Annotated in this window: 17 protein-coding genes and 1 tRNA gene; 9 read left to right on the forward strand and 9 right to left on the reverse strand. The window is 43.7% G+C overall.

Annotation, left to right across the window (positions count from 1 at the left end):
• Positions 1-169: 169 nt before the first annotated feature.
• Positions 170-1,576, forward strand: a complete 1,407-nt coding sequence (gene uxaC, locus NQ546_RS11520; protein ID WP_004290976.1) for a glucuronate isomerase — start codon at positions 170-172, stop codon at positions 1,574-1,576.
• 89 nt (positions 1,577-1,665) lie between these two features.
• On the opposite strand, the gene NQ546_RS11525 is transcribed toward uxaC, so the two are convergent.
• Entirely contained in the window at positions 1,666-2,358 is a 693-nt protein-coding gene (locus NQ546_RS11525) for an HAD family hydrolase (protein ID WP_004290975.1), read from the reverse strand.
• Positions 2,359-2,436: 78 nt separating this feature from the next.
• On the opposite strand from NQ546_RS11525, the gene NQ546_RS11530 reads away from it, so the two are divergent.
• From NQ546_RS11530 to NQ546_RS11545, 4 genes are all read left to right on the forward strand, one after another.
• The gene (locus tag NQ546_RS11530; protein ID WP_004290974.1) at positions 2,437-3,819 is read left to right on the forward strand and encodes a peptide MFS transporter; all 1,383 of its coding nucleotides are present in this window, start codon (positions 2,437-2,439) and stop codon (positions 3,817-3,819) included.
• A gap of 158 nt (positions 3,820-3,977) precedes the next feature.
• Positions 3,978-4,781: an MBL fold metallo-hydrolase gene (locus NQ546_RS11535; protein ID WP_004295060.1), complete on the forward strand. Its 804-nt coding sequence runs from the start codon at positions 3,978-3,980 to the stop codon at positions 4,779-4,781.
• Between the two features lie 93 nt (positions 4,782-4,874).
• Positions 4,875-4,947 (forward strand) — tRNA-Lys (locus tag NQ546_RS11540).
• A gap of 103 nt (positions 4,948-5,050) precedes the next feature.
• A complete protein-coding gene (locus NQ546_RS11545; protein WP_004290972.1) occupies positions 5,051-5,608 on the forward strand; it encodes an NAD(P)H-dependent oxidoreductase in 558 nt (185 codons plus the stop codon).
• Positions 5,609-5,679: 71 nt separating this feature from the next.
• On the opposite strand, the gene NQ546_RS11550 is transcribed toward NQ546_RS11545, so the two are convergent.
• Positions 5,680-7,386: a lipid A phosphoethanolamine transferase gene (locus NQ546_RS11550; protein WP_004290971.1), complete on the reverse strand. Its 1,707-nt coding sequence runs from the start codon at positions 7,384-7,386 to the stop codon at positions 5,680-5,682.
• The gene (locus tag NQ546_RS11555) at positions 7,373-8,566 is read right to left on the reverse strand and encodes a BamA/TamA family outer membrane protein (protein WP_004290970.1); all 1,194 of its coding nucleotides are present in this window, start codon (positions 8,564-8,566) and stop codon (positions 7,373-7,375) included. Before NQ546_RS11555 ends, NQ546_RS11550 begins: the two co-directional genes overlap by 14 nt.
• A 195-nt stretch (positions 8,567-8,761) precedes the next feature.
• Here NQ546_RS11555 and NQ546_RS11560 point away from each other — a divergent pair, with 195 nt between their 5' ends.
• From NQ546_RS11560 to NQ546_RS11570, 3 genes are all read left to right on the forward strand, one after another.
• Positions 8,762-10,048, forward strand: a complete 1,287-nt coding sequence (locus NQ546_RS11560) for an NAD(P)/FAD-dependent oxidoreductase (protein ID WP_004290969.1) — start codon at positions 8,762-8,764, stop codon at positions 10,046-10,048.
• A gap of 57 nt (positions 10,049-10,105) precedes the next feature.
• A complete protein-coding gene (locus NQ546_RS11565) occupies positions 10,106-10,534 on the forward strand; it encodes a DoxX family protein (protein WP_004290968.1) in 429 nt (142 codons plus the stop codon).
• Between the two features lie 150 nt (positions 10,535-10,684).
• Positions 10,685-11,239, forward strand: coding sequence for a DUF3332 domain-containing protein (locus NQ546_RS11570; RefSeq protein WP_004290967.1), 555 nt, complete (start codon positions 10,685-10,687; stop codon positions 11,237-11,239).
• Between the two features lie 75 nt (positions 11,240-11,314).
• Here NQ546_RS11570 and tamL read toward each other — a convergent pair whose 3' ends face one another.
• Positions 11,315-13,627 carry a translocation and assembly module lipoprotein TamL gene (gene tamL / locus NQ546_RS11575; protein WP_004290966.1) on the reverse strand — a complete coding sequence of 771 codons (2,313 nt, stop codon included), beginning with the start codon at positions 13,625-13,627 and terminating at the stop codon, positions 11,315-11,317.
• Between the two features lie 79 nt (positions 13,628-13,706).
• Here tamL and NQ546_RS11580 point away from each other — a divergent pair, with 79 nt between their 5' ends.
• Positions 13,707-14,468: an RNA methyltransferase gene (locus NQ546_RS11580; RefSeq protein ID WP_004290965.1), complete on the forward strand. Its 762-nt coding sequence runs from the start codon at positions 13,707-13,709 to the stop codon at positions 14,466-14,468.
• On the opposite strand, the gene NQ546_RS11585 is transcribed toward NQ546_RS11580, so the two are convergent.
• Genes NQ546_RS11585 through ileS form a run of 5 tightly spaced genes read right to left on the reverse strand, consistent with a single transcriptional unit; the run spans position 14,419 to position 20,293 of the window.
• Positions 14,419-14,823, reverse strand: coding sequence for a hypothetical protein (locus NQ546_RS11585; protein ID WP_004295065.1), 405 nt, complete (start codon positions 14,821-14,823; stop codon positions 14,419-14,421). The genes NQ546_RS11580 and NQ546_RS11585 overlap by 50 nt on opposite strands.
• Positions 14,824-15,762, reverse strand: coding sequence for a DUF4296 domain-containing protein (locus tag NQ546_RS11590; RefSeq protein ID WP_004290964.1), 939 nt, complete (start codon positions 15,760-15,762; stop codon positions 14,824-14,826).
• On the reverse strand, positions 15,759-16,388 hold the full coding sequence (locus tag NQ546_RS11595) for a lipoprotein signal peptidase (RefSeq protein ID WP_004290963.1): 630 nt from the start codon (positions 16,386-16,388) through the stop codon (positions 15,759-15,761). The genes NQ546_RS11590 and NQ546_RS11595 overlap by 4 nt, the downstream gene beginning before the upstream one ends.
• 2 nt (positions 16,389-16,390) lie before the next feature.
• Positions 16,391-16,771 (reverse strand): TraR/DksA family transcriptional regulator, encoded by a 381-nt coding sequence (locus NQ546_RS11600; protein WP_004290962.1) that lies wholly within the window; start codon positions 16,769-16,771, stop codon positions 16,391-16,393.
• A gap of 33 nt (positions 16,772-16,804) precedes the next feature.
• Positions 16,805-20,293 carry an isoleucine--tRNA ligase gene (gene ileS, locus NQ546_RS11605; RefSeq protein WP_004290961.1) on the reverse strand — a complete coding sequence of 1,163 codons (3,489 nt, stop codon included), beginning with the start codon at positions 20,291-20,293 and terminating at the stop codon, positions 16,805-16,807.
• Between the last annotated feature and the right edge of the window lie 126 nt (positions 20,294-20,419).

Genomic DNA, 20,419 nt, shown 5'->3' on the forward strand with positions numbered 1-20,419 from the left:
GCCGCAAAGATACGAATAATTTTGTTTCTCCAAGTAAAATTTCTACTTTTGTGTTCGATAACGGTTAATAAAAGCAAAAAGCCTTATCAAGCCTATTAGCTTTACAATCAATACTATATAGGTGTAATAATAAGAAAGTAATTTTTTTAGATACTTAAAACACAAGAAGATGAAAAACTTTATGGACGAGAACTTCCTGTTGCAGACAGAAATCGCGCAGAAGTTGTACCACGAACATGCGGCTAAAATGCCGATTATCGACTATCACTGTCACTTAATTCCACAAATGGTAGCAGACGATTATCAGTTCAAGTCATTGACGGAAATCTGGCTGGGAGGCGACCACTACAAATGGCGTGCTATGCGTACCAACGGCGTGGACGAACGCTACTGTACCGGCAAGGATACCACCGATTGGGAAAAGTTTGAAAAATGGGCGGAAACCGTACCATACACTTTCCGTAATCCTTTGTATCACTGGACGCATTTGGAACTGAAGACAGCATTCGGCATCGATAAAATCTTGAACCCTAAAACAGCGCGTGAAATTTATGACGAATGTAACGAGAAGCTGAAGCAGCCGGAATACTCGGCCCGCGGCATGATGCGCCGTTATCATGTGGAAGCGGTTTGTACTACGGACGATCCTGTTGATTCACTGGAATACCATATAAAGACTCGTGAGAGCGGCTTTGAAATCAAAATGCTTCCCACTTGGCGTCCCGACAAGGCTATGGCAGTGGAAGTTCCTGCCGACTTCCGCGCATACGTGGAGAAACTGGCGGAAGTGAGCGGTGTGGAAATCTCTACTTTTGACGATATGATTGCCGCTTTGCGCAAGCGCCACGATTTCTTTGCTGCTCAGGGATGCAAACTGTCCGATCATGGTATTGAGGAGTTCTATGCAGAGGATTATACGGATGCGGAAATTCAGGCGATCTTCAATAAGGTATATGGCGGCACTTCATTGACCAAGGAAGAAATCCTGAAGTTCAAGTCGGCTATGCTGATTGCCTTTGGTGAAATGGACTGGGAAAAGGGTTGGACGCAACAGTTCCACTATGGGGCTATCCGCAACAATAACAGCAAGATGTTCAAGTTGCTCGGTCCTGATACTGGTTTTGATTCTATCGGCGAATTCACTACTGCCAAGGCAATGGCCAAATTCCTCGACCGCTTGAACTCGGCAGGCAAGCTGACAAAGACTATTCTTTACAATCTGAACCCATGTGCCAATGAAGTAATCGCTACGATGCTGGGTAACTTCCAGGATGGAACAGTTCCCGGTAAGATTCAGTTCGGTTCAGGCTGGTGGTTCCTTGATCAGAAGGATGGTATGGAGAAGCAGATGAACGCGCTTTCAGTACTTGGTTTGCTGAGCCGTTTCGTAGGTATGCTGACTGACTCACGCTCTTTCCTCTCCTATCCGCGTCATGAATATTTCCGCCGTACATTGTGTAACCTTGTTGGCCGCGATGTAGAGAACGGAGAGATTCCTGCTGCCGAAATGGAACGCGTAAATCAGATGATTGAAGATATCAGCTATTACAACGCAAAGAAGTTCTTCCAGTTCTAAGAACAAAGACGATATAATTCAAATTAGCCCTTCCACACTTAAGCGATTCCACAATGGAGTGGTTTTGACAAGCGCGGAAGGGCTTTCTATTATAGGAGATACCCTATTATATCTTTGATATTTTTCAATTGAAGGAAATTGGGATGAGTTACGTTCCCTTCGTGGTTTTCGTATTGCCAGGTAATGTGATAAGGTATATGGGCAGCGTATCCTCCTAAATTCAGTATCGGTAATATGTCCGATTTTATGGAGTTTCCCAACATCAGGAAATTCTGCGGAGCACATCCCACTGTGTTGAGGAGCTTTTGGTAATCGGCCTCTTTTTTATCACTCATTATTTCAATGTGGCAGAAATATCTCACCAGTCCGGAGTCCATGACTTTCCTTTTTTGATCGAATAAGTCTCCTTTGGTAGCCAGTACCAGTTTGCATTTTCCTTGTAACTGGAGCAATACATTTTCCACCCCGTCCAGTAGTGTGACGGGCTTTTGCAAAAGTTCCTGTCCCAATCTGATAATTTCTTCTGCGCAATGCAGATTTTCCTTTCCACCGGTAATCCTACATGCAGTTTCAATCATGCTGAGCATCATGCTCTTCAGGCCATATCCATACATGTGCAGGTTTTTCATTTCTGTTTTAAAAAGTTCCTGCGAAACGGCTGCCGGTGGCTGATATGTTTTCAGCAAATCACAGAATTTATGCTCAAACTCTTGAAAATAAAGCTCATTCTCCCAGAGAGTATCGTCTGCATCAAATGCTACAACTTCTATTTTATCTTTCATACTTTGCCTGTTTTACTGTTATTGAGTATCTTTGCTGCAAATATAAGTAATAAAAACATAATAATTAATCAGTAAAGGATGACTCAATCACCCCCAACTAACGCCAAAGGTTTTAGTAAAGCCTTCTGGGTAAGCAACACAGTAGAACTTTTTGAACGCATGGCATATTATGCCGTATTTATTGTTCTCACCATTTATTTGTCCAATATTTTAGGTTTTAACGATTTTGAAGCAAGCATGATTTCCGGTCTGTTTTCAGGCGGTCTTTATCTGCTTCCGATATTCACCGGGGCCTATGCCGATAAGATTGGTTTTCGCAAATCAATGATTATTGCATTCACACTGTTATCGACCGGTTATTTAGGTTTAGGTGTGCTGCCTACATTGCTGGAAGCAGCCGGACTGGTGGAATATGGTGAAGTGACCCGTTTCTCAGGGTTGGTTGATAGCAGTGAGCGTTGGATGATTGTTCCTGTCTTGTTTGTCATTATGCTTGGCGGTTCGTTCATCAAGTCCATTATATCGGCATCCGTTGCCAAAGAAACTACCGAAGCTACCCGCGCACGCGGTTATTCTATCTTTTATATGATGGTGAATTTCGGCGCTTTCACCGGAAAGACCATTATTGATCCGTTGCGTAACGCTATCGGTGAGCAAGCATATATCTATATCAATTTCTTTTCTGCTACGATGACTATATTGGCGCTGCTCTCTGTTATCCTCTTGTACAAATCGGCACATACGGCAGGCGAAGGTAAAAGCATGCGCGAAATAGGACAAGGTTTCCTGCGTATCATCACTAACTGGCGTTTGTTGATCCTTATCCTTATTGTAACCGGATTCTGGATGGTGCAGCAACAACTGTATGCCACAATGCCTAAGTATGTCATCCGTATGGCAGGCGAAACGGCTAAACCGGGCTGGATAGCCAATGTGAATCCTTTTGTTGTGGTTTGCTGTGTAAGTTTCATTACTAAATGGATGGCAAAGCGTACAGCCATTACTTCCATGAACATCGGCATGTTTCTGATTCCGGTTTCTGCATTGCTGATGGCATGTGGAAATCTGTTGGGCAATGATGTCATTTCGGGGATGAGCAATATCACATTGATGATGATACTCGGTATTGTTGTACAGGCTTTGGCAGAGTGCTTCATTTCTCCACGCTATCTGGAATATTTTTCTTTGCAGGCTCCCGAAGGAGAAGAAGGTATGTATCTTGGATTCAGCCATCTTCATTCTTTCTTGTCTTCCATCTTCGGATTTGGTATAGCGGGTGTGCTGCTGACTAAATATTGCCCTGATCCGGCCTTGTTTGCGAGCCGGGAAGCTTGGGAAGCAGCCAGTGTTAATGCACATTACATTTGGTATTATTTTGCAGGAATAGGATTAGTGGCTGCCGTAGCTCTGCTGATTTTTGCAAAAACCACCGAATTCATCGACAAAAAGAAGAAAGCATAATCTTATATATTGCATATTTTATGTATATTTGCCCCCCAATGCAAAGACAGGCTACATTCGGCATAAATTAAGTGAGCTTAATTCTGCTCTTATTTGCACTGTCTTTGCCGTCACTTTTTTTTCAAGGTGACGGCCTTTTTGTAATTAAGGAGATTAGAATGAAAGTAAGATTTATAAGCCTTGCAAGTGGTAGCAGTGGCAATTGTTACTATATAGGCACAGAAAAATACGGAATACTCATTGACGCCGGCATTGCTGTTCGTACCATAAAAAAAGGATTAAAAGAAGCAGGTATCAACATGGAGATGATACGTGCAGTATTTGTCACCCATGATCATGCCGATCATATAAAAGCAGTAGGCGGACTGGGTGAGAAACTGAATATACCTATCTATACGACAGCCCGTATTCACGAAGGAATAAACAAGAGTTACTGTATGACGGAAAAGTTACATTCCTCCGTCCGTTATCTGGAGAAACAGCAACCTATGCAATTGGAAGACTTTCGTATTGAGTCTTTTGAAGTTCCTCATGACGGCACAGACAATGTGGGCTATTGTATAGAGATAGACGGTAAAGTCTTTTCTTTTCTCACAGACCTTGGCGAAATAACCCCTACTGCGGCGCAGTATATCTGTAAAGCAAACTACCTGATACTGGAAGCCAATTATGATGATGAAATGTTGCGTATGGGTTCTTATCCTCAGTATCTAAAGGAACGTATAACCAGCCGTACCGGACATATGAGTAATATTGATACCGCAGAATTTCTTGCCGAAAATATTACAGAACACTTGCAATATATATGGCTCTGCCATTTAAGTAAAGACAATAATCATCCGGAGTTGGCCTATAAAACTGTTGAATGGAAACTGAGGGAGAAAGGCATTATAGTGGGTAAAGATGTGCAACTCTGCGCTTTAAAGCGAACTACTCCCTCCGAACTATATGAGTTTGAGTAAAAAGATACCGATTTCATCGAAAAAAGTCTAAGGATTGTTTGCGAAATAAAATAAAAGGGCTACCTTTGCACCCGCAAACGAGAAATAAAAAATGCACTCTTAGCTCAGTTGGTAGAGCAACTGACTCTTAATCAGTGGGTCCAGGGTTCGAATCCCTGAGGGTGTACTCCAAAAAGGAACAACAAAAGTTGTTCCTTTTTTGTTATATATTCATGTTTTTTTATCTTTGTAGCTAATCAACCGACATTAATAAATTATAAAGATACACTATGGATAAAGGTATAAAACAAGTTGTGGTTCTTTTGGCACATCCCGACATCAAAAGTTCACAGGCCAACAAGGCATTAATGGATGCTATTAAAGAACTGGAAGAAGTGGCAGTATACAATTTGTATGAAATGCGCCCTGAAGACGCTTTTAATGTAGACTCATGGAGTAAGATTATTTCTCAGGCTTCTGCCATTGTGTTTCAGTTCCCGTTGTATTGGATGTCAGCTCCTTCCCTATTGAAGAAATGGCAGGATGAGGTATTCACCTATCTGGCTAAAACTCCGGCGGTGGCAGGTAAGGCATTATTGGTTGCGGTTACTACGGGGTCCGAATACAGTGCCTATCGTAGTGGCGGAAGAAACAACTTCACAATAGATGAACTTTTAAGGCCTTATCAGGGAAGTGCCATACATGCCGGAATGGTATGGCAAACTCCCGTAGTGGCATACGGAATGGGAACGGCCGATGCAGGAAAAAACATTGCCGAAGGGGTTAATAATTATAAAGTAAGAATAGAATCTTTAGTCGGAAAAAATCATGTAGGCAATGATTGGTGATACAAATAAAGCAGCATCCGTTATTCTAAGCAGATGCTGCTTTTCCGGTTTTAACGGTCGGCATATTGTTTTTACCGGTATAATATCCCTTTCTGTTGCAACATTTCAAAATCTTCCTCGCCCATACCTATCTCATTCAGTGAACGAGCTTCATTGTGGTCGTTGAGATACACTCTGGGCTTTTCGGTAAACAAACCATTTACAACAGACAATGAATCATTTCGATAAGGCGTTGTAACTCCTCCTAACTCCAGCATCGTGTGGAAGAAAGAGGCACTGGATGAAATGTTTTTCTGCTTATTGGATATTGTATTCTCCCAAAGAGACGGATAATGGTCCCGGTAACTGTCAGACATCCACAGTAAGAACGGCACATGTATCTGGTAATAAGACGGAACCGGTGACGCATGCAGGAAAAGGCGTCGGCTATCATCAAAAATATCCTCTCCATGATCCGAAGTGTAAAGCATTGCAGCATCTGTGTTCTGTTCCTGCAACATTCCGATAAGGCGTGCCAGAAAATCATCTGTATAGCGGATAGAGTTGTCATAGGCATTCACTAGATTATCTTTATATTTCACTTCGGCATCCACAGGAAAATCGGGTAAGAAAAAAGCGTTTTCCGAAGGATAGCGCTCCCGGTAATTGAAATGTGAACCATAGGTATGGAGAACAATAAATTGCTTAGGAGCATTTTTAGCCAACTCAGTGGCTACCAGTTCCAACAGCTCATCGTCGGAAGGGTTGTAGTTGGCATGCTTCACATTTTCTTTGATAAAATTGCATGTATCAGCTTCTTTTCCGAAAAAATCAATGAAAGAATGGTTATAGCGCTGGTTGGAGAAGAAAGCTGTCTGATAGCCTGCTTCTTTGAATGTTGTAATGATACTTTTCTGTTGATAAATGGAATTGAAGTCATGTGCCGAAACCGAAGACATCAGCATAGGTACACTTTTGTGTGTAGTATTGGATTCGGTCAGTACGTGGCAGAAAGCTGTTAGTCCCTTTACCTTTGACAGTTTGGGGTTCGTTTCGCGATTATAACCATAAATCGACCAATTAGTTGCACGGGACGTTTCCCCAATAACCATAACATAGACTTCCCTATTCTTTTGGGGATGAACGGATTTAGCTTGGAATGTGAAATCTTTCGATGTTTTTGCATAGCTCTGTGTCTGTGCAGTGCGTTGAAAGGCGAGTGCAACGTTATAACACACATTGGCCGGGTATAAATCCGATTTCAGTTCATAGCGGGAGTCAAACAGATAGGCAGCTCCCAATGACAAAACCCCGGCAATCATTGCTAATCGGGCGCGCTTACGCTCTCTGTGGATAAACAGCTCCGGCAATTCCCGTTTTTTGATGACAGATACCGTCGCCACTGCCAATGCCGGAATATATAACAGCACTACAATAACAATAGCCGGTATCAGGTTGTCCAGCAACTCCAAGGCTTCGCTGGAATTGGTTGTTACCAGGTTGAGAAACATATCCACTGCAATAATGGACTGTCCGAAGAGATATAACAACACAATCTGGAATGCTCCGAAAAACAAAAAAGGAAACAATATCCAGAAAGTCCTGCCGCAGTTTCTCGACCAACTCATCACCATATAATATATGGAAAATGGCAACAACACATTGCATACCTTTGCTACAATCGGCATAGGCTCCGTAAAACATAGTACAACATTGGGTACTATCAAAATTATCAGGAACAAGTAAAACAAGTTCTCTTGATTTTCAAACCATTTCTTGATTTCTTTAAAAGGCTTCATTGATATTGAATATAAATCCTGTCTGGTGTTTGCCAAACCCTAAATCTAAACGTACATTTACTCTCTTTTTAAATTCCCAGCGATAACCGAAACCGTAATTGGGAAGAATATGTTTCATGTCAAATTCTGAGAACCTTGGAAAAACAGTTCCCGCCCCCACCCATACGGCCACTCCATTACGTTTCCAGACATGTTGGCGAAGCTCTATTTGGGCATCCATGACACATTTGTCACGATAGCGTCCTTCATAATAGCCACGCATGGAATACGAACTGCCTAAAATTGCCATCAGGCCCCAGGGAGGATTCCCGTAATTCAGCAGAGTGTGGAACTGTCCGGCCAAAACGCCGCCTTTCCACACCTCATGATAATATCTCGTATCCAGTTCCGTACTGCTGAAGGCATATTTGTTTCCTAAGAAGGCGGGACTGAAGCGTTGGTCTATTCTAAGATAGTACCCTTTGTATGCATTTGTCAGAAAGTCGCGCGAATCATAAAGCAGCGACAACCCAAGACTGAAATTTGTGGTGCGTGCGTTCATACCTTCCCACAATTCAGGCTTTTCAATATTGTGCCCATATATGTAGTCAAACACTGCCATAGGGCCCACATAGAAGTTGCGTGCCAGCCGGAACATAAAATCCACTTTCATCTGCGCCTGAAAACGGTCATAATCGCTTTCATTGGCATTATTGACTCCGTTATCATACCCTTTTCCCCAATATAAACTCGGAAAGGAGTAGAAATATAAATTATAATTCAAGCGATATTTATCACGAGGAAACAGATGCGTCCCGCGTATTCCCAACAGATAAAAGCCTACCGTAGAAACATCTCCATACAACGAAATATTGGAGGGCGGAAGAATCGTATCGTTACGGTCGGTGCGATAAAGCCCGGCAGCCACCAACCCCAATCCCAATTTGGTATCACTGGAGTAATGAGGTCCACCGATAATGCTAAAATCGAATTTTTTATTCTTCTTCTCTTTATTGGCGTCATTGAAATAGTCCAAGAACTTCTTGAAAAAACTCCGTTTGGCAGAAGCCGAATCAAGGACGGTGACAGAATCCGTACCGGCCGAAGTATGTACTTCTGCCAAGCGTGTTTGTGCATGAACAGCGGTTACAGTCACCAACAAGATTAATGATGATAGCCATGTTTTCAAATCAGTGCTCATTCTCCAATACTAAGAAAACTTCGTGACAAAGTTAGTTGTAAATAATTCATGTTACAACAATGTTACAAAGCTTTTTGTTTTCCTTTCTTCCTATTTAATGTCTGTTATTTCCTTAGAATATTTTAACTTGGGCATCAACAGAACATTCCTTAATCCTCTGTGTTTCTTTATAATGAACCAAGAACAACTTGAGATATGAAAACAGCAATGGATATTCCCGACAAAGAGGGCCGCAAACGACTGGTCATTGTGGGAGGCGGTTTTGGAGGGCTGAAACTGGCAAGGAAACTGAAGAGCGATAAATATCAGATTGTCCTATTGGATAAGAACAACCACCATATTTTTCAACCTTTACTTTATCAGGTGGCTACGGCAGGTATTGAGCCGAGTGCCATTTCCTTTCCCTACCGCAAAATCTTTAAGAAAAGAGAGCATTTCCATATACGTATTTGTGAAGCACAACGCGTTATGCCGGAAAATAACTTACTGGAGACTTCCATTGGTACGTTGGCTTATGACTATCTGGTAATTGCTACCGGATGTGATACGAATTATTTCGGCAACAATGACATGGCTAAACAGACTATGGCCTTAAAGAATACATCGGAAGCCCTGTTCAATCGTAATCAAATTCTGGATAGTTTTGAACAGGCCCAAAACACCGGAAATGAAGAAGAACGCAAGCGTCTGATGACTTTTGCCATAGTAGGCGGCGGGGCTACGGGCATAGAACTGGCAGGTGCTTTGGCAGAAATGCGAAAATTCGTTCTTCCGCAAGATTATCCGGACTTGAACATCAATGAAATGCGTATAATTCTCATAGACGGCGCTCCTCGCCTCTTGTCTGCTTTTTCGGAGAAATCCTCCCGGGAGGTAATGGAATATTTGGGAAAACGGAACGTAGAGGTTAAACTGAATGCAAGGGTCATCAACTATGAAGGCAATGAGCTTGTGTTGAGTGAGGGGCCGGTTATTGATACGAAAAATGTATTCTGGGTGGCGGGTGTAAAAGCCAACAGTCTGCAAGGATTACCTTCCGAAGCATACGGACCGGGAAACCGCTTGAAAGTGGACAGTTATAACCGCTTGTGTGAGTACTCCAATATCTTTGCCATCGGTGATACCGCCTTAATGTCTTCCGATGCTTACCCTAAGGGGCATCCACAAGTGGTTCAGCCGGCTATTCAACAAGCAAGAAATTTAATCGTCAACTTACAGCGTATGGAACAAGGCTTGCCTTTGCAGCCCTTTATATATCGCAATAAAGGCTCTATGGCTACTATCGGGCGCAACCATGCCGTTGTAGAGTTAAAGAAACTGCGTTTTGGTGGTTTTCCGGCATGGGCAGTGTGGCTGTTTGTTCATTTGATGAGCATTGTAGGTGTAAAGAACCGGCTTTTTATATTTGTGGACTGGATGTGGAGCTATTTCACCTATGACCCTTCATTGCGGATTATCATCAAGCCTTTGAAACGGGAGTAAACATTTATTCGTTCTTATTTGTTAAGAATACATATCAACTTAAAAAGACGAACAATTATGTTAAAACGATTTTTATTTCCTGTCAAGCCGGACGGCACTTTCATATCTGTCATATTATTAATAGTTAGAGTTGTATTTGGTGTTATGCTCATGAATCATGGCATCGATAAGTGGGCAAACTATCAGGAACTTTCAGCCGTATTTCCCGATCCTCTCGGTATTGGCAGCCCTCTTTCTCTGGGGTTGGCTATATTCGGCGAGCTGGCCTGTTCAATGGCGTTCATCATAGGCTTTCTGTACAGGCTGGCTATGATTCCCATGATATTTACAATGTGTGTGGCTTTTTTCATAGTCCATGCCGATGACCCGTTTGCAGTAAAGGAACTTGCATTTGTTTACTTAGTGGTATTTGTGCTGGTGTACATTGTAGGACCGGGTAAATTCGCGGTAGACCGTTGGATTTCCAAATCCCTTTTTCGCAAATAGAGACAGATACGGCTCTTTTGTCTTACAAAGTGTAATTTTTTACGGCTTTTTTGTGTTCTTTTATAAAAATGGCTATATTTGCACTAATCTAAAAAAGGCTGGTTAAATACAACCTTAACAAAATATAGTAAAAAATAAAAGAAAGTGATTATGAAAAAGTTCAATTTGAAATTGGCTGCAACTGTAATGGTATGCGGTGCTTTCCTTTTTAGTTCATGTATCGGTTCTTTCGGTTTGCATAGCAAACTGTTGAATTGGAACCAGGGCATTGGCAATAAATTTGTCAATGAACTTGTTTTTCTGGCATTCAATATCATTCCGGTGTATGGCGTATGCTATTTGGCAGATGCTTTGGTTATCAACTCCATTGAATTCTGGAGTGGCAGCAACCCGATGGCAAGTGTCGGTGATGTTAAGAAAGTGAAAGGCGAAAACGGAAACTATTTGGTGGAAACCCTTGAAAACGGTTATTCTATCACGAAAGAGGGCGAAACTGCATCTATGGAGTTGATTTACGATAAAGACATGAATACTTGGAATGTCGTAGCAGACGGCGTAAGCACCGAACTCCTGCAGATGAACAACGACGGTACGGCACAGATCACTTTGCCCAATGGTGAGGATATGACTGTCACTTTGGATGCTCAAGGTATTTCTGCTGCTCGTCAGGCAACTATGGTCAACACCTATTACGCAGCACGTTGAGGATTGAAAATTAAGAACTAAATAGAAAGGCTACGCGCAATGTTTCCAAAGAAACCGCGCGTAGCCTTTACTGTTTTAGAATGGATATCCCACAGCAAAGTGGAAAGCAAAATCACGACTGAATTTGGGATGTATAATAGGGAAATGTTCTTTCCTGTTACTGAACACAGGATTGATAGCTTTCATGCCGCCGTCAAAACGCAGGACAAAGAAGTCCAAATCCAACCGCAGGCCCAACCCGTAGGCCACTGCTATCTGCTTATAGAATTTGTTGAATTCAAATTTGCCGCCCGGCTGATCTTTGTAATCACGCAGCGTCCAAATGTTACCCGCATCCACAAAGACTGCTCCTCTGAATTTCCAGAAAAGACGTGTACGGTACTCGACACTTGCATCCAACTTAACATCCCCCGACTGATTCATGAAATTTCCGTCACCGGGAAAAACGCCCGGACCTAAGTCACGTACCGACCAGCCGCGTACACTGTTGGCGCCACCGGAGAAGTAACGCTTCTCAAAAGGCACAATGGTTGCATTGCCGTATGGTACGGCTATCCCTGCCCCTACATGGAATGCGATGGAGTTGCGATTGTCGATGACTATGTTCTTGGCAAAATCAAAATCTCCCTTTATATATTGTGCGAATGGGATACTTAGCAATGAATACTCCCCGTCTTCATTCTTTTTCATATCAGCCATTTTGGCAACTGCATACAGAAGATTACCTGCTGACTCAAAATTAACGCGAATGGAATACGAGTTGCCGATTATTGTATTATTCATCAATGCCTGCCCTGCGCTATTGTACGTGTAGCTGTATCCTGTGCGGACAATCAGGCGGTCGTCATAGTTGTATTTTAAGATATAATTCTGTTCGTTGTTCAGGTATTTGTCACGAAACTCCTGTGAAATGGAAGGCATGTACAGATAGTTTATGTCCAACAGGTCGATGCGGTGCTGTGCACGCTGGCGTTGCAATCCCCACTTATAGCTCCAATTGGCAGAAGCGATGATACGCGAAAACTCCGGTCGTATCTGATAATTATACTGCACACCGAACTCCGTAGTGGCACGTATCTTCCGACGGAAATCGTTGGACAGGAAAGGAAAAAGGAAACGCGGGAAGTTGATCGTCGCCTCTGCCCCCAATTCAGTGTAATCCTCGTGGTTATAACCGCCTTGCAGACCTGATACCGCTTCGTAAGCGCCACGTAGTTTTATCATAAAAGTTTCAGAACCTTTGAACATATTCCTGTTCTGGAACGATACCGATGCAGCCGCCCCCAAGTCTCCGGCAGAATTGGTTCCTTCCAACTCGAACGATACCGACTGGTACTTACTCTTTGTCAGCATTACGTAAGCATTCAGTTTGGAAGTATCGCCAACCTGTGTCTCGAAAAAGCGGATATTAGTATATTTCAAAGCCTGCAAACGTCCGAAATTGGAGTATGTCCGCTGTACGTCCGGTTCGTTGTACAAACTTCCCGGTGTAATGCGCAGGTTATTCGTCAGGACTTTCGGACGCAGATAGAGTTTGTCCTTATAGTATATGGGGAAACCCTTGTAATGTATGGAGTCGTTTATTTCTATGCTGCTCAAGGCGGATGACTCCAATACATTATAGTCCGTAATGAAGTTCACCTTATTGATGTAATACTGGCGATGATTTTGCGGAGTATTGTCATTATGCTGCCGAAACGGTGCCAAGTGCATAGTAACATCCACCTGATAAGTGTTCCTCACCGTATCTGCCGTATAGGAGATATATTCTTTATTAAATTTATAATATCCGTTGCGAAGCAGGTTGTCCGTAATGCGCTGCCGTTCCGCATCCAGGCGATTTACATCGAAATACATGCCTTCCGTCAAATAGGTATCTGCCGAATCCTGCCGCATGTATTCTCTGATTTTCTCGTCCTTGATGTCATATTTGAGGGAACGTATCTTGTAGGGCTTTCCGCTGGAAACCTTATAAGTCAGTTTCAGCTTCTTCTTTTTTATGTGCGTGACAGGTTCTACAACTGCTCCCATATAGCCCATATTTTGCATGGCCTTTGTCATTTCCTCACTGGAGCGTTCCGTTTCTTCTTCTTTATATATGACCGGAGCATCTCCCATTCTTCGTAAAGTGCGGTTTATCCAACTTGCAGAATCCCTCCCCGACCAGTTATAGACGTACAACTGTGTCTTTATCAGGCTGAACCATTTGGAATTCGGATTTTGACGGACATACATCGAGAGGCTGGAAGGTTTGATTTCCCTGTTGTCCGTTTGTATGCGCACCTCGTCCAATAAATATGAACCTTCCGGCACATATTTCGTGGCAGAACATGAAGCTAATAAAAGTATGGCGGTAGCAAATAGTGCGTAGCGAAAGCCTTTCTTCATACTGGATTATTAATTGCGCATAAATTACTGCAAATATAGAAATAATCGTGTACTTTTGCCAAATAAAACCAAACAACTTATGGCACTAAGTAAGAATCGTATTAAATATATCCGTTCATTGGAGTTGAAGAAGAACCGCAAGGCTGATAAAGTGTTTCTGGCAGAGGGTCCGAAGCTGGTAGGCGATTTATTGGGGCATTTCCGTTGCCGCTTCCTGATTGCAACCGCTGAATGGCTTTCCGCACACCGGCAGCTGCCGGTGGAAGATATAACCGAGGTCTCCGAAAAAGAACTCTCATGCGCCAGTCTTTTGAAAACTCCCCAACAGGTGCTCGCTGTTTTTGAACAGCCGGATGAGGTAATGGATGCTTCCGTTGTAGCCCACTCCCTTTGTCTGGCGCTGGATGACGTGCAGGATCCCGGTAATCTGGGAACCATAATCCGGCTGGCCGATTGGTTTGGAATAGAACATATCTTCTGCTCGCCCAATACCGTGGATGCCTACAATCCCAAGACCATACAGGCCACTATGGGGGGCATAGCAAGGGTGAAACTGCATTATACTTCCCTGCCCGGGCTGATTGGCTCTTTGAAAGACATACCGGTATACGGCACTTTCCTGGACGGAGAAAATATGTACACGCAACCACTCTCTGCCCATGGACTGATAGTTATGGGGAATGAGGGCAACGGCATAGGGAATGAGGTGAAGCAACTTATCAACCGGAAACTTTATATTCCCAATTATCCGTCGACACGTGAAACTTCCGAATCTTTGAATGTTGCTATTGCTACCGCAGTAGTCTGTGCCGAGTTCCGGCGACAGGCAGCATTGTTGTAATGTCAAAATTGGAGAAATAGACAGGTAAGAGTTGGCAACGCCCTTCAATAGAGGGCGGAAGAGCCATTAATAAATTCTGAGGGAATTTTACTAAAATTCTTGTAGAATTATAGTAAAATTCCGCGGACGTTTTACTGTAATTTTGTGGAGCATTTACTAAGGGGGAATTTGTGTCAAGTTCTTTCAATTCATCTTGCGTCAAAAGAACGATTGCTCCCGGCAGCCATTCCACGTTTTCTATCTCTTCCGTTAATGGAAATATACGTACAACGCTCCCCTCTTCCGTTTCCACCGCATATTGTTTTAAATAACCGTATGCAGGCAGGAATAAAAAGTGTGATGCGAAGCGTTTCATTTACTTTTCGGTAGTTTGGCGTAATCGCGGGCGAGGGCGCATTTCCGGACGGCGGGCATTGTTCTGCTCTACATCCTGTTCTTTCACTTCTGCCGGCTTGCTCAAAACCGTATCTTTCTTCACCACTTTGTCGTCGGTAGGCTTAAGGCTCTCTTTGTCGGCATTAAACAGGGTGTCTGTTGCATGATAACGCATCAGGCTGATACGATCCGTCAATATACTCTGTGCAGATGTTTGCACCGGATAATAGATAAAGCCGCGTATTTCTTTGATTTCTCCCAGCGTATCGGCAAACAATGATATGGTTTCTGTACCCGATTGCTTTATTCTCCGCATATCGTTCAGTGTGTCTTTTGCATAAAGGATCTGCATTGCCATTAACGGTGCATGCAGGCTGTCGGGGACTCCGTTCAGGAAACGGAAGCGAACAGTCCATTTGAGCGTATCCCGATCCTTGAAATTCGTATCCGAAGGAAGTGCAAAGGTCAGCTTGTTGTCCAACGACATTCCGGTCAGATGATAGATGTGCCGTCCTATCCATACGTCGATGCTATCGCCCGGAAGAGATTCTTTGGGCTTGTTGTCGCGCAGGGCAATTAGATGATTGATGCCGTCTCTTTCGGCCTTTAACCGTTGATTAACTTTTTCGTAGACTTTTGTGAGAGCATCCGGGTGGCGGGCATACCACACCATTGAGGAATCGAAATCGGCTTGGGTGATGCCATGTTTCTTGTAGACCGATTCAATATATAGCACTCGCTTGTAGCTGTCGCTATACGGAACCTCCTCTCCCATTGCCTTTGCAATGTGGAAGTCATAGAGTACGTTTTCCATTTTGGCGTCCGGTATGACTGTTTCAGGTCTTTTCACCTGGCACGCTGTCAGACTGAACGCCAAAAGGATTACGCTATACCATTGAATCCGTTTTTTCCTTTTCATGATTTCTTTATAACATGATAGGAATCATTCAAATATTTACTGTAAAACAACAACAGAGCTATAATTCCGCAACTGATTGCTGCATCGGCAAAGTTGAAAATCGGACTGAAAAAAATGAAATGCTTTCCACCTATGAACGGCATCCACGTGGGCCAGTTCGTTTCGATAATAGGGAAATAGAACATATCGACCACTTTGCCATATAGCAACGGAGCGTATCCGCCGCCTTCAGGCATAAAGGTTGCCAGTTGTGAATAGGTGCTTTCATTAAAGAGCACTCCGTAGAATACACTGTCGATGATATTGCCTAATGCTCCCGTCAGGATGAGTGAAACACAGACAATAAACCCTGTTTTCATTCCATGTTTTACGAACTTGTACAGAAACCAGCCTATAACTCCTACTGCTACGATTCGAAATGAAGTGAGGAATAGTTTTCCGAATATCTCCAAGCCGAAAGCCATGCCATTGTTCTCGGTGAAGTAGATATAAAACCAATCAGTGATGCGTATGCTCTCATGCCAATACATGTGTGTCTTAACAATCACTTTAATTACCTGGTCGATAATCAGTACCGAGAATATAACAAGTAAGGCTATCCGTCCTTTCGTGAAAAAATTCTTCATCCTTATTTCTTGCCGTTGTTTTTAGCTTCGATGCTTAATGTTGCATGAGGCACTGCACGCAGGCGCTCGGCAGGAATCAACTTACCTGTTTCGCGGCAAATACCATACGTTTTGTTCTCAATACGTACCAGAGCTGCCTGTAAACCCTGAATGAACTTCAGCTGGCGTTGCGCCAGACGTGTCGTTTCTTCCTTGGATAAGGTATTGGCTCCTTCTTCCAGTACTTTGTATGTAGGAGATGTATCGTCGGTATCATTACCGTCTGCACCTGTCAGGCTGGCCTTCAACAATTCATAATCGCGTTGAGCCAACTCCAACTTTTCCATAATAATGGCGCGGAATTCTTCCAATTCAGCATCCGAATATCTTGTTTTTTCTGCCATAACTTTACGTGTTTAATCGTTAGTATTAATAATCTATTCTTTTACAACGCTTACATACAGTTTGAAATCATCGAACTCGAGTTCCGTACCGCTTTCTACACCGTCTGTCAGCGTCAGTGAGGTTCCTAAAACCTGGTTACAAATATAATCTTTATATTCATTTACCGCATCATCTGTTTGCGGATTTTTTGATAATGTAATCTTTATTTTATCCGTTATCTCGAAACCACTCGATTTACGGATATTCTGAATACGATTCACCAATTCGCGGGCAATACCCTCGCGGCGGAGTTCCTCGGTGATGGTAACTTCCAGAGCAACGGTGAGTTTACCTTCATTGGCAACCAGCCAGCCTGGAATATCCTCACTGAATATCTCCACATCGGATGTCTCTATTACAGCTTCCGCACCATCCAGGTTCAACGTATAAGCGCCGTTCTTCTCCAGTTCGGCAATGGCTTCCTGTGACATTCCGGCAACGGCTGCGGCAACAGCTTTCATCTGCTTGCCGAATTTCGGGCCGAGTTTCTTGAAGTCGCACTTCACTTTCTTCACGAGCACACCGGCAGCACCGTCCACAAACTGGATTTCCTTTACGTTCACCTCGTTCATGATAAGCGCTTTTACAGCCTCAATGTGGGCACGTTGCTCTTCGTCTACCACCGGAACCATGATGCATTGCAAAGGCTGGCGCACCTTGATGTTCACCTTACGGCGCAAAGCCAATACCATAGAGGTTACGTCTTGTGCCATTTGCATGCGGGCTTCCAGCTCTTTGTCTATTATCTCTTCTTTGCATTCAGGGAATTTAGCCAAATGAACGGAAACTACGTTGTCGCGCCCGGTAGCTGCCGTCAGGTCAGAGTAGAGCATATCCGCATAGAATGGAGCGATAGGAGCCATTAGTTTGGCTACGGTTTCCAAACAGGTATAGAGCGTCTGGAAAGCAGACAGCTTGTCTTGTGTCATACCACCACCCCAGAAACGTTTACGATTCAGACGGACGTACCAGTTTGAAAGGTTATCGTTCACGAAATCCGAAATCAGGCGTCCGGCTTTAGTCGGCTCATATTCGTTGTAACAGTTGTCCACGTCTTTCACCAGTGTATTCAGTACGGAAAGAATCCAACGGTCTATTTCCGGACGTTCTGCCATGGGAACATCTGCCTCTTTGTATTCAAATCCGTCCACATTGGCATAAAGGGCGAAGAAAGAATACGTATTATATAAGGTACCGAAGAATTTGCGGCGAACTTCCTCCACTCCGTCTACGTCAAACTTCAGGTTGTCCCATGGTGAAGAGTTGGTTATCATGTACCAACGCAAGGGGTCGGAACCGTATTTTTCGATGGTTGAGAACGGGTCTACGGCATTGCCCAAACGTTTGGACATCTTATTGCCATTCTTGTCGAGCACCAGACCATTTGAAATCACAGCCTTATAGGAAATGCTGTCGAACACCATTGTTGCGATGGCATGTAGTGTAAAGAACCAGCCACGTGTCTGGTCCACACCTTCTGCTATGAAATCGGCAGGATATACCTGGTGGCTGTCAAGCAACTCTTTATTCTCAAACGGATAGTGTATCTGTGCATACGGCATGGAACCGGAGTCAAACCATACGTCAATCAAGTCTGATTCGCGTTTCATGGGCTTTCCGCCTTTGGAAACGAGAATAATATCGTCCACGTAAGGACGATGAAGGTCTATCTTGTCGTAATTATCCTGTGTATATACACCGGGCTGGAAACCTTTCTCCTTATATGGATTGGACGACATCAGTCCGGCTGCAACGGATTTCTCTATTTCGTTGTAAAGCTCCTCTACGGATTCGATGCATTTTTCCTCATCGCCGTCTTCCGTACGCCAAATAGGCAACGGAGTACCCCAGTAGCGTGAACGGCTCAGATTCCAGTCGTTCAAGTTTTCCAGCCACTTGCCGAAACGTCCGGTACCGGTGCTTTCCGGCTTCCAATTGATGGTCTTGTTCAGCTCTATCATGCGCTCCTTGCAGGCAGTGCTGCGGATGAACCAGCTATCCAGCGGATAGTACAATACAGGCTTGTCAGTACGCCAACAGTGCGGATAGTTGTGCACGTGCTTCTCTATTTTGAAGGCCTGGTTAGCGGCTTTCATCATCATGCAGATGTAAATATCAAGTGTCTCGGCTGCCTGTGCGGCTTTCTCGTCATACTTGCCGTCAACTGTAAATTGCGGATCGTAAGCATTCTTCACCCAGCGGCCTTGATATTCTTTATATGCGTCTACATTGACACATTCTTTCACAAACTTTTCGTCCAGTTCATCCAGTAAATAGAACTTACCGGTAAGGTCTACCATAGGACGCGTTTCACCACGCTTGTTAATCATGAACAAGGAAGGGATGCCTGCTGCGCGGGCCACAAAAGCATCATCTGCACCGAATGTCGGAGCGATGTGCACGATACCCGTACCGTCTTCTGTGGTTACGTAGTCACCGAGGATTACACGAAAGCCTTTGTCGCTGACACTCCAATTTCCCTCATTATCCACATCTACCGGTTTCACCCACGGAATGAGCTGTTCATATTCCATTCCTGCCAATTCCGGACCTTTGTACTCGCCTACAACCTTAAACGGAATCAGTTTGTCTCCCGGCTTATAATCCTCTAATACAAGATCTTCCGCCTTTTTGTTGAAGTGAGTGTAGAGTAGAGCTTTAGCAAGTACCACAGTCATCTTTTCCCCCGTATAACCGTTGTAGGTCTGTACGGCTACGTAGTCTATTTTCGGACCTACGCAGAGAGCTGTATTTGAGGGTAATGTCCAAGGAGTCGTGGTCCATGCCAAGAAATAAGGAGTACCCCACTCTGTCATTTCAGGCTTCGGGTTCTTCATCTTGAACTGTCCTACTACGGTAGTGTCTTTTACATCACGATAGCACCCGGGCTGGTTCAACTCATGCGAACTCAAACCGGTTCCTGCAGCCGGAGAATACGGCTGTATGGTATATCCTTTATAAAGGAGTCCTTTTTTATGAAGCTGTTTCAACAGCCACCATAGCGTTTCAATGTAACGGTTGTCATAGGTGATATAAGGATCTTTCATATCTACCCAATATCCCATTTTATGGGTAAGGTCCTCCCACTCTTTGGTGAATTTCATCACGTCCTTGCGGCAGGCAGCGTTGTATTCGGCAACAGAAATCGTCTTGCCTATATCTTCTTTGGTGATACCAAGTGCTTTTTCCACACCCAGTTCCACAGGAAGGCCATGTGTGTCCCAGCCGGCTTTACGCTTTACTTGGAAACCTTTCATGGTTTTGTAGCGGCAAAAAATATCCTTAATGGAACGAGCCATTACATGGTGGATACCCGGCATACCATTGGCCGAGGGAGGTCCTTCGAAAAACACGAAAGAAGGACAACCTTCACGTTCTGTCATACTCTTGGCGAAAACCTGGTTTTCGTCCCATTTCTTCAACACTTCCTTGTTTACTTCCGAAAGGTCAAACTTTGAATATTCGGCAAACTTCTTACCCATCTTGATATTTACGATTTGACTATTTACGATTTACTACTCTTAGTGATAGCCCGAGGAGTCTTTTCAGCGCATCTGGAACTATCCTCTTTGTTTTAAGGGTGCAAATTTACAAAAAAGTTAGAGAAA

The sequence above is a fragment of the Bacteroides eggerthii genome, assembly GCF_025146565.1.
Lineage (GTDB): Bacteria > Bacteroidota > Bacteroidia > Bacteroidales > Bacteroidaceae > Bacteroides > Bacteroides eggerthii.

Excerpts from the sequence above, each read along its gene's own strand:
- NQ546_RS11600 (WP_004290962.1), bottom strand. The coding sequence starts at position 16,771 with ATGGCAGAAAAAACAAGATATTCGGATGCTGAATTGGAAGAATTCCGC.
- NQ546_RS11585 (WP_004295065.1), bottom strand. The coding sequence starts at position 14,823 with ATGAAACGCTTCGCATCACACTTTTTATTCCTGCCTGCATACGGTTAT.
- NQ546_RS11545 (WP_004290972.1), top strand. The coding sequence starts at position 5,051 with ATGGATAAAGGTATAAAACAAGTTGTGGTTCTTTTGGCACATCCCGAC.
- NQ546_RS11535 (WP_004295060.1), top strand. The coding sequence starts at position 3,978 with ATGAAAGTAAGATTTATAAGCCTTGCAAGTGGTAGCAGTGGCAATTGT.
- ileS (WP_004290961.1), bottom strand. The coding sequence starts at position 20,293 with ATGGGTAAGAAGTTTGCCGAATATTCAAAGTTTGACCTTTCGGAAGTA.
- NQ546_RS11555 (WP_004290970.1), bottom strand. The coding sequence starts at position 8,566 with ATGAGCACTGATTTGAAAACATGGCTATCATCATTAATCTTGTTGGTG.
- NQ546_RS11590 (WP_004290964.1), bottom strand. The coding sequence starts at position 15,762 with ATGAAAAGGAAAAAACGGATTCAATGGTATAGCGTAATCCTTTTGGCG.
- NQ546_RS11580 (WP_004290965.1), top strand. The coding sequence starts at position 13,707 with ATGGCACTAAGTAAGAATCGTATTAAATATATCCGTTCATTGGAGTTG.
- NQ546_RS11525 (WP_004290975.1), bottom strand. The coding sequence starts at position 2,358 with ATGAAAGATAAAATAGAAGTTGTAGCATTTGATGCAGACGATACTCTC.
- NQ546_RS11550 (WP_004290971.1), bottom strand. The coding sequence starts at position 7,386 with ATGAAGCCTTTTAAAGAAATCAAGAAATGGTTTGAAAATCAAGAGAAC.
- NQ546_RS11530 (WP_004290974.1), top strand. The coding sequence starts at position 2,437 with ATGACTCAATCACCCCCAACTAACGCCAAAGGTTTTAGTAAAGCCTTC.
- tamL (WP_004290966.1), bottom strand. The coding sequence starts at position 13,627 with ATGAAGAAAGGCTTTCGCTACGCACTATTTGCTACCGCCATACTTTTA.
- uxaC (WP_004290976.1), top strand. The coding sequence starts at position 170 with ATGAAAAACTTTATGGACGAGAACTTCCTGTTGCAGACAGAAATCGCG.
- NQ546_RS11560 (WP_004290969.1), top strand. The coding sequence starts at position 8,762 with ATGAAAACAGCAATGGATATTCCCGACAAAGAGGGCCGCAAACGACTG.
- NQ546_RS11595 (WP_004290963.1), bottom strand. The coding sequence starts at position 16,388 with ATGAAGAATTTTTTCACGAAAGGACGGATAGCCTTACTTGTTATATTC.
- NQ546_RS11570 (WP_004290967.1), top strand. The coding sequence starts at position 10,685 with ATGAAAAAGTTCAATTTGAAATTGGCTGCAACTGTAATGGTATGCGGT.
- NQ546_RS11565 (WP_004290968.1), top strand. The coding sequence starts at position 10,106 with ATGTTAAAACGATTTTTATTTCCTGTCAAGCCGGACGGCACTTTCATA.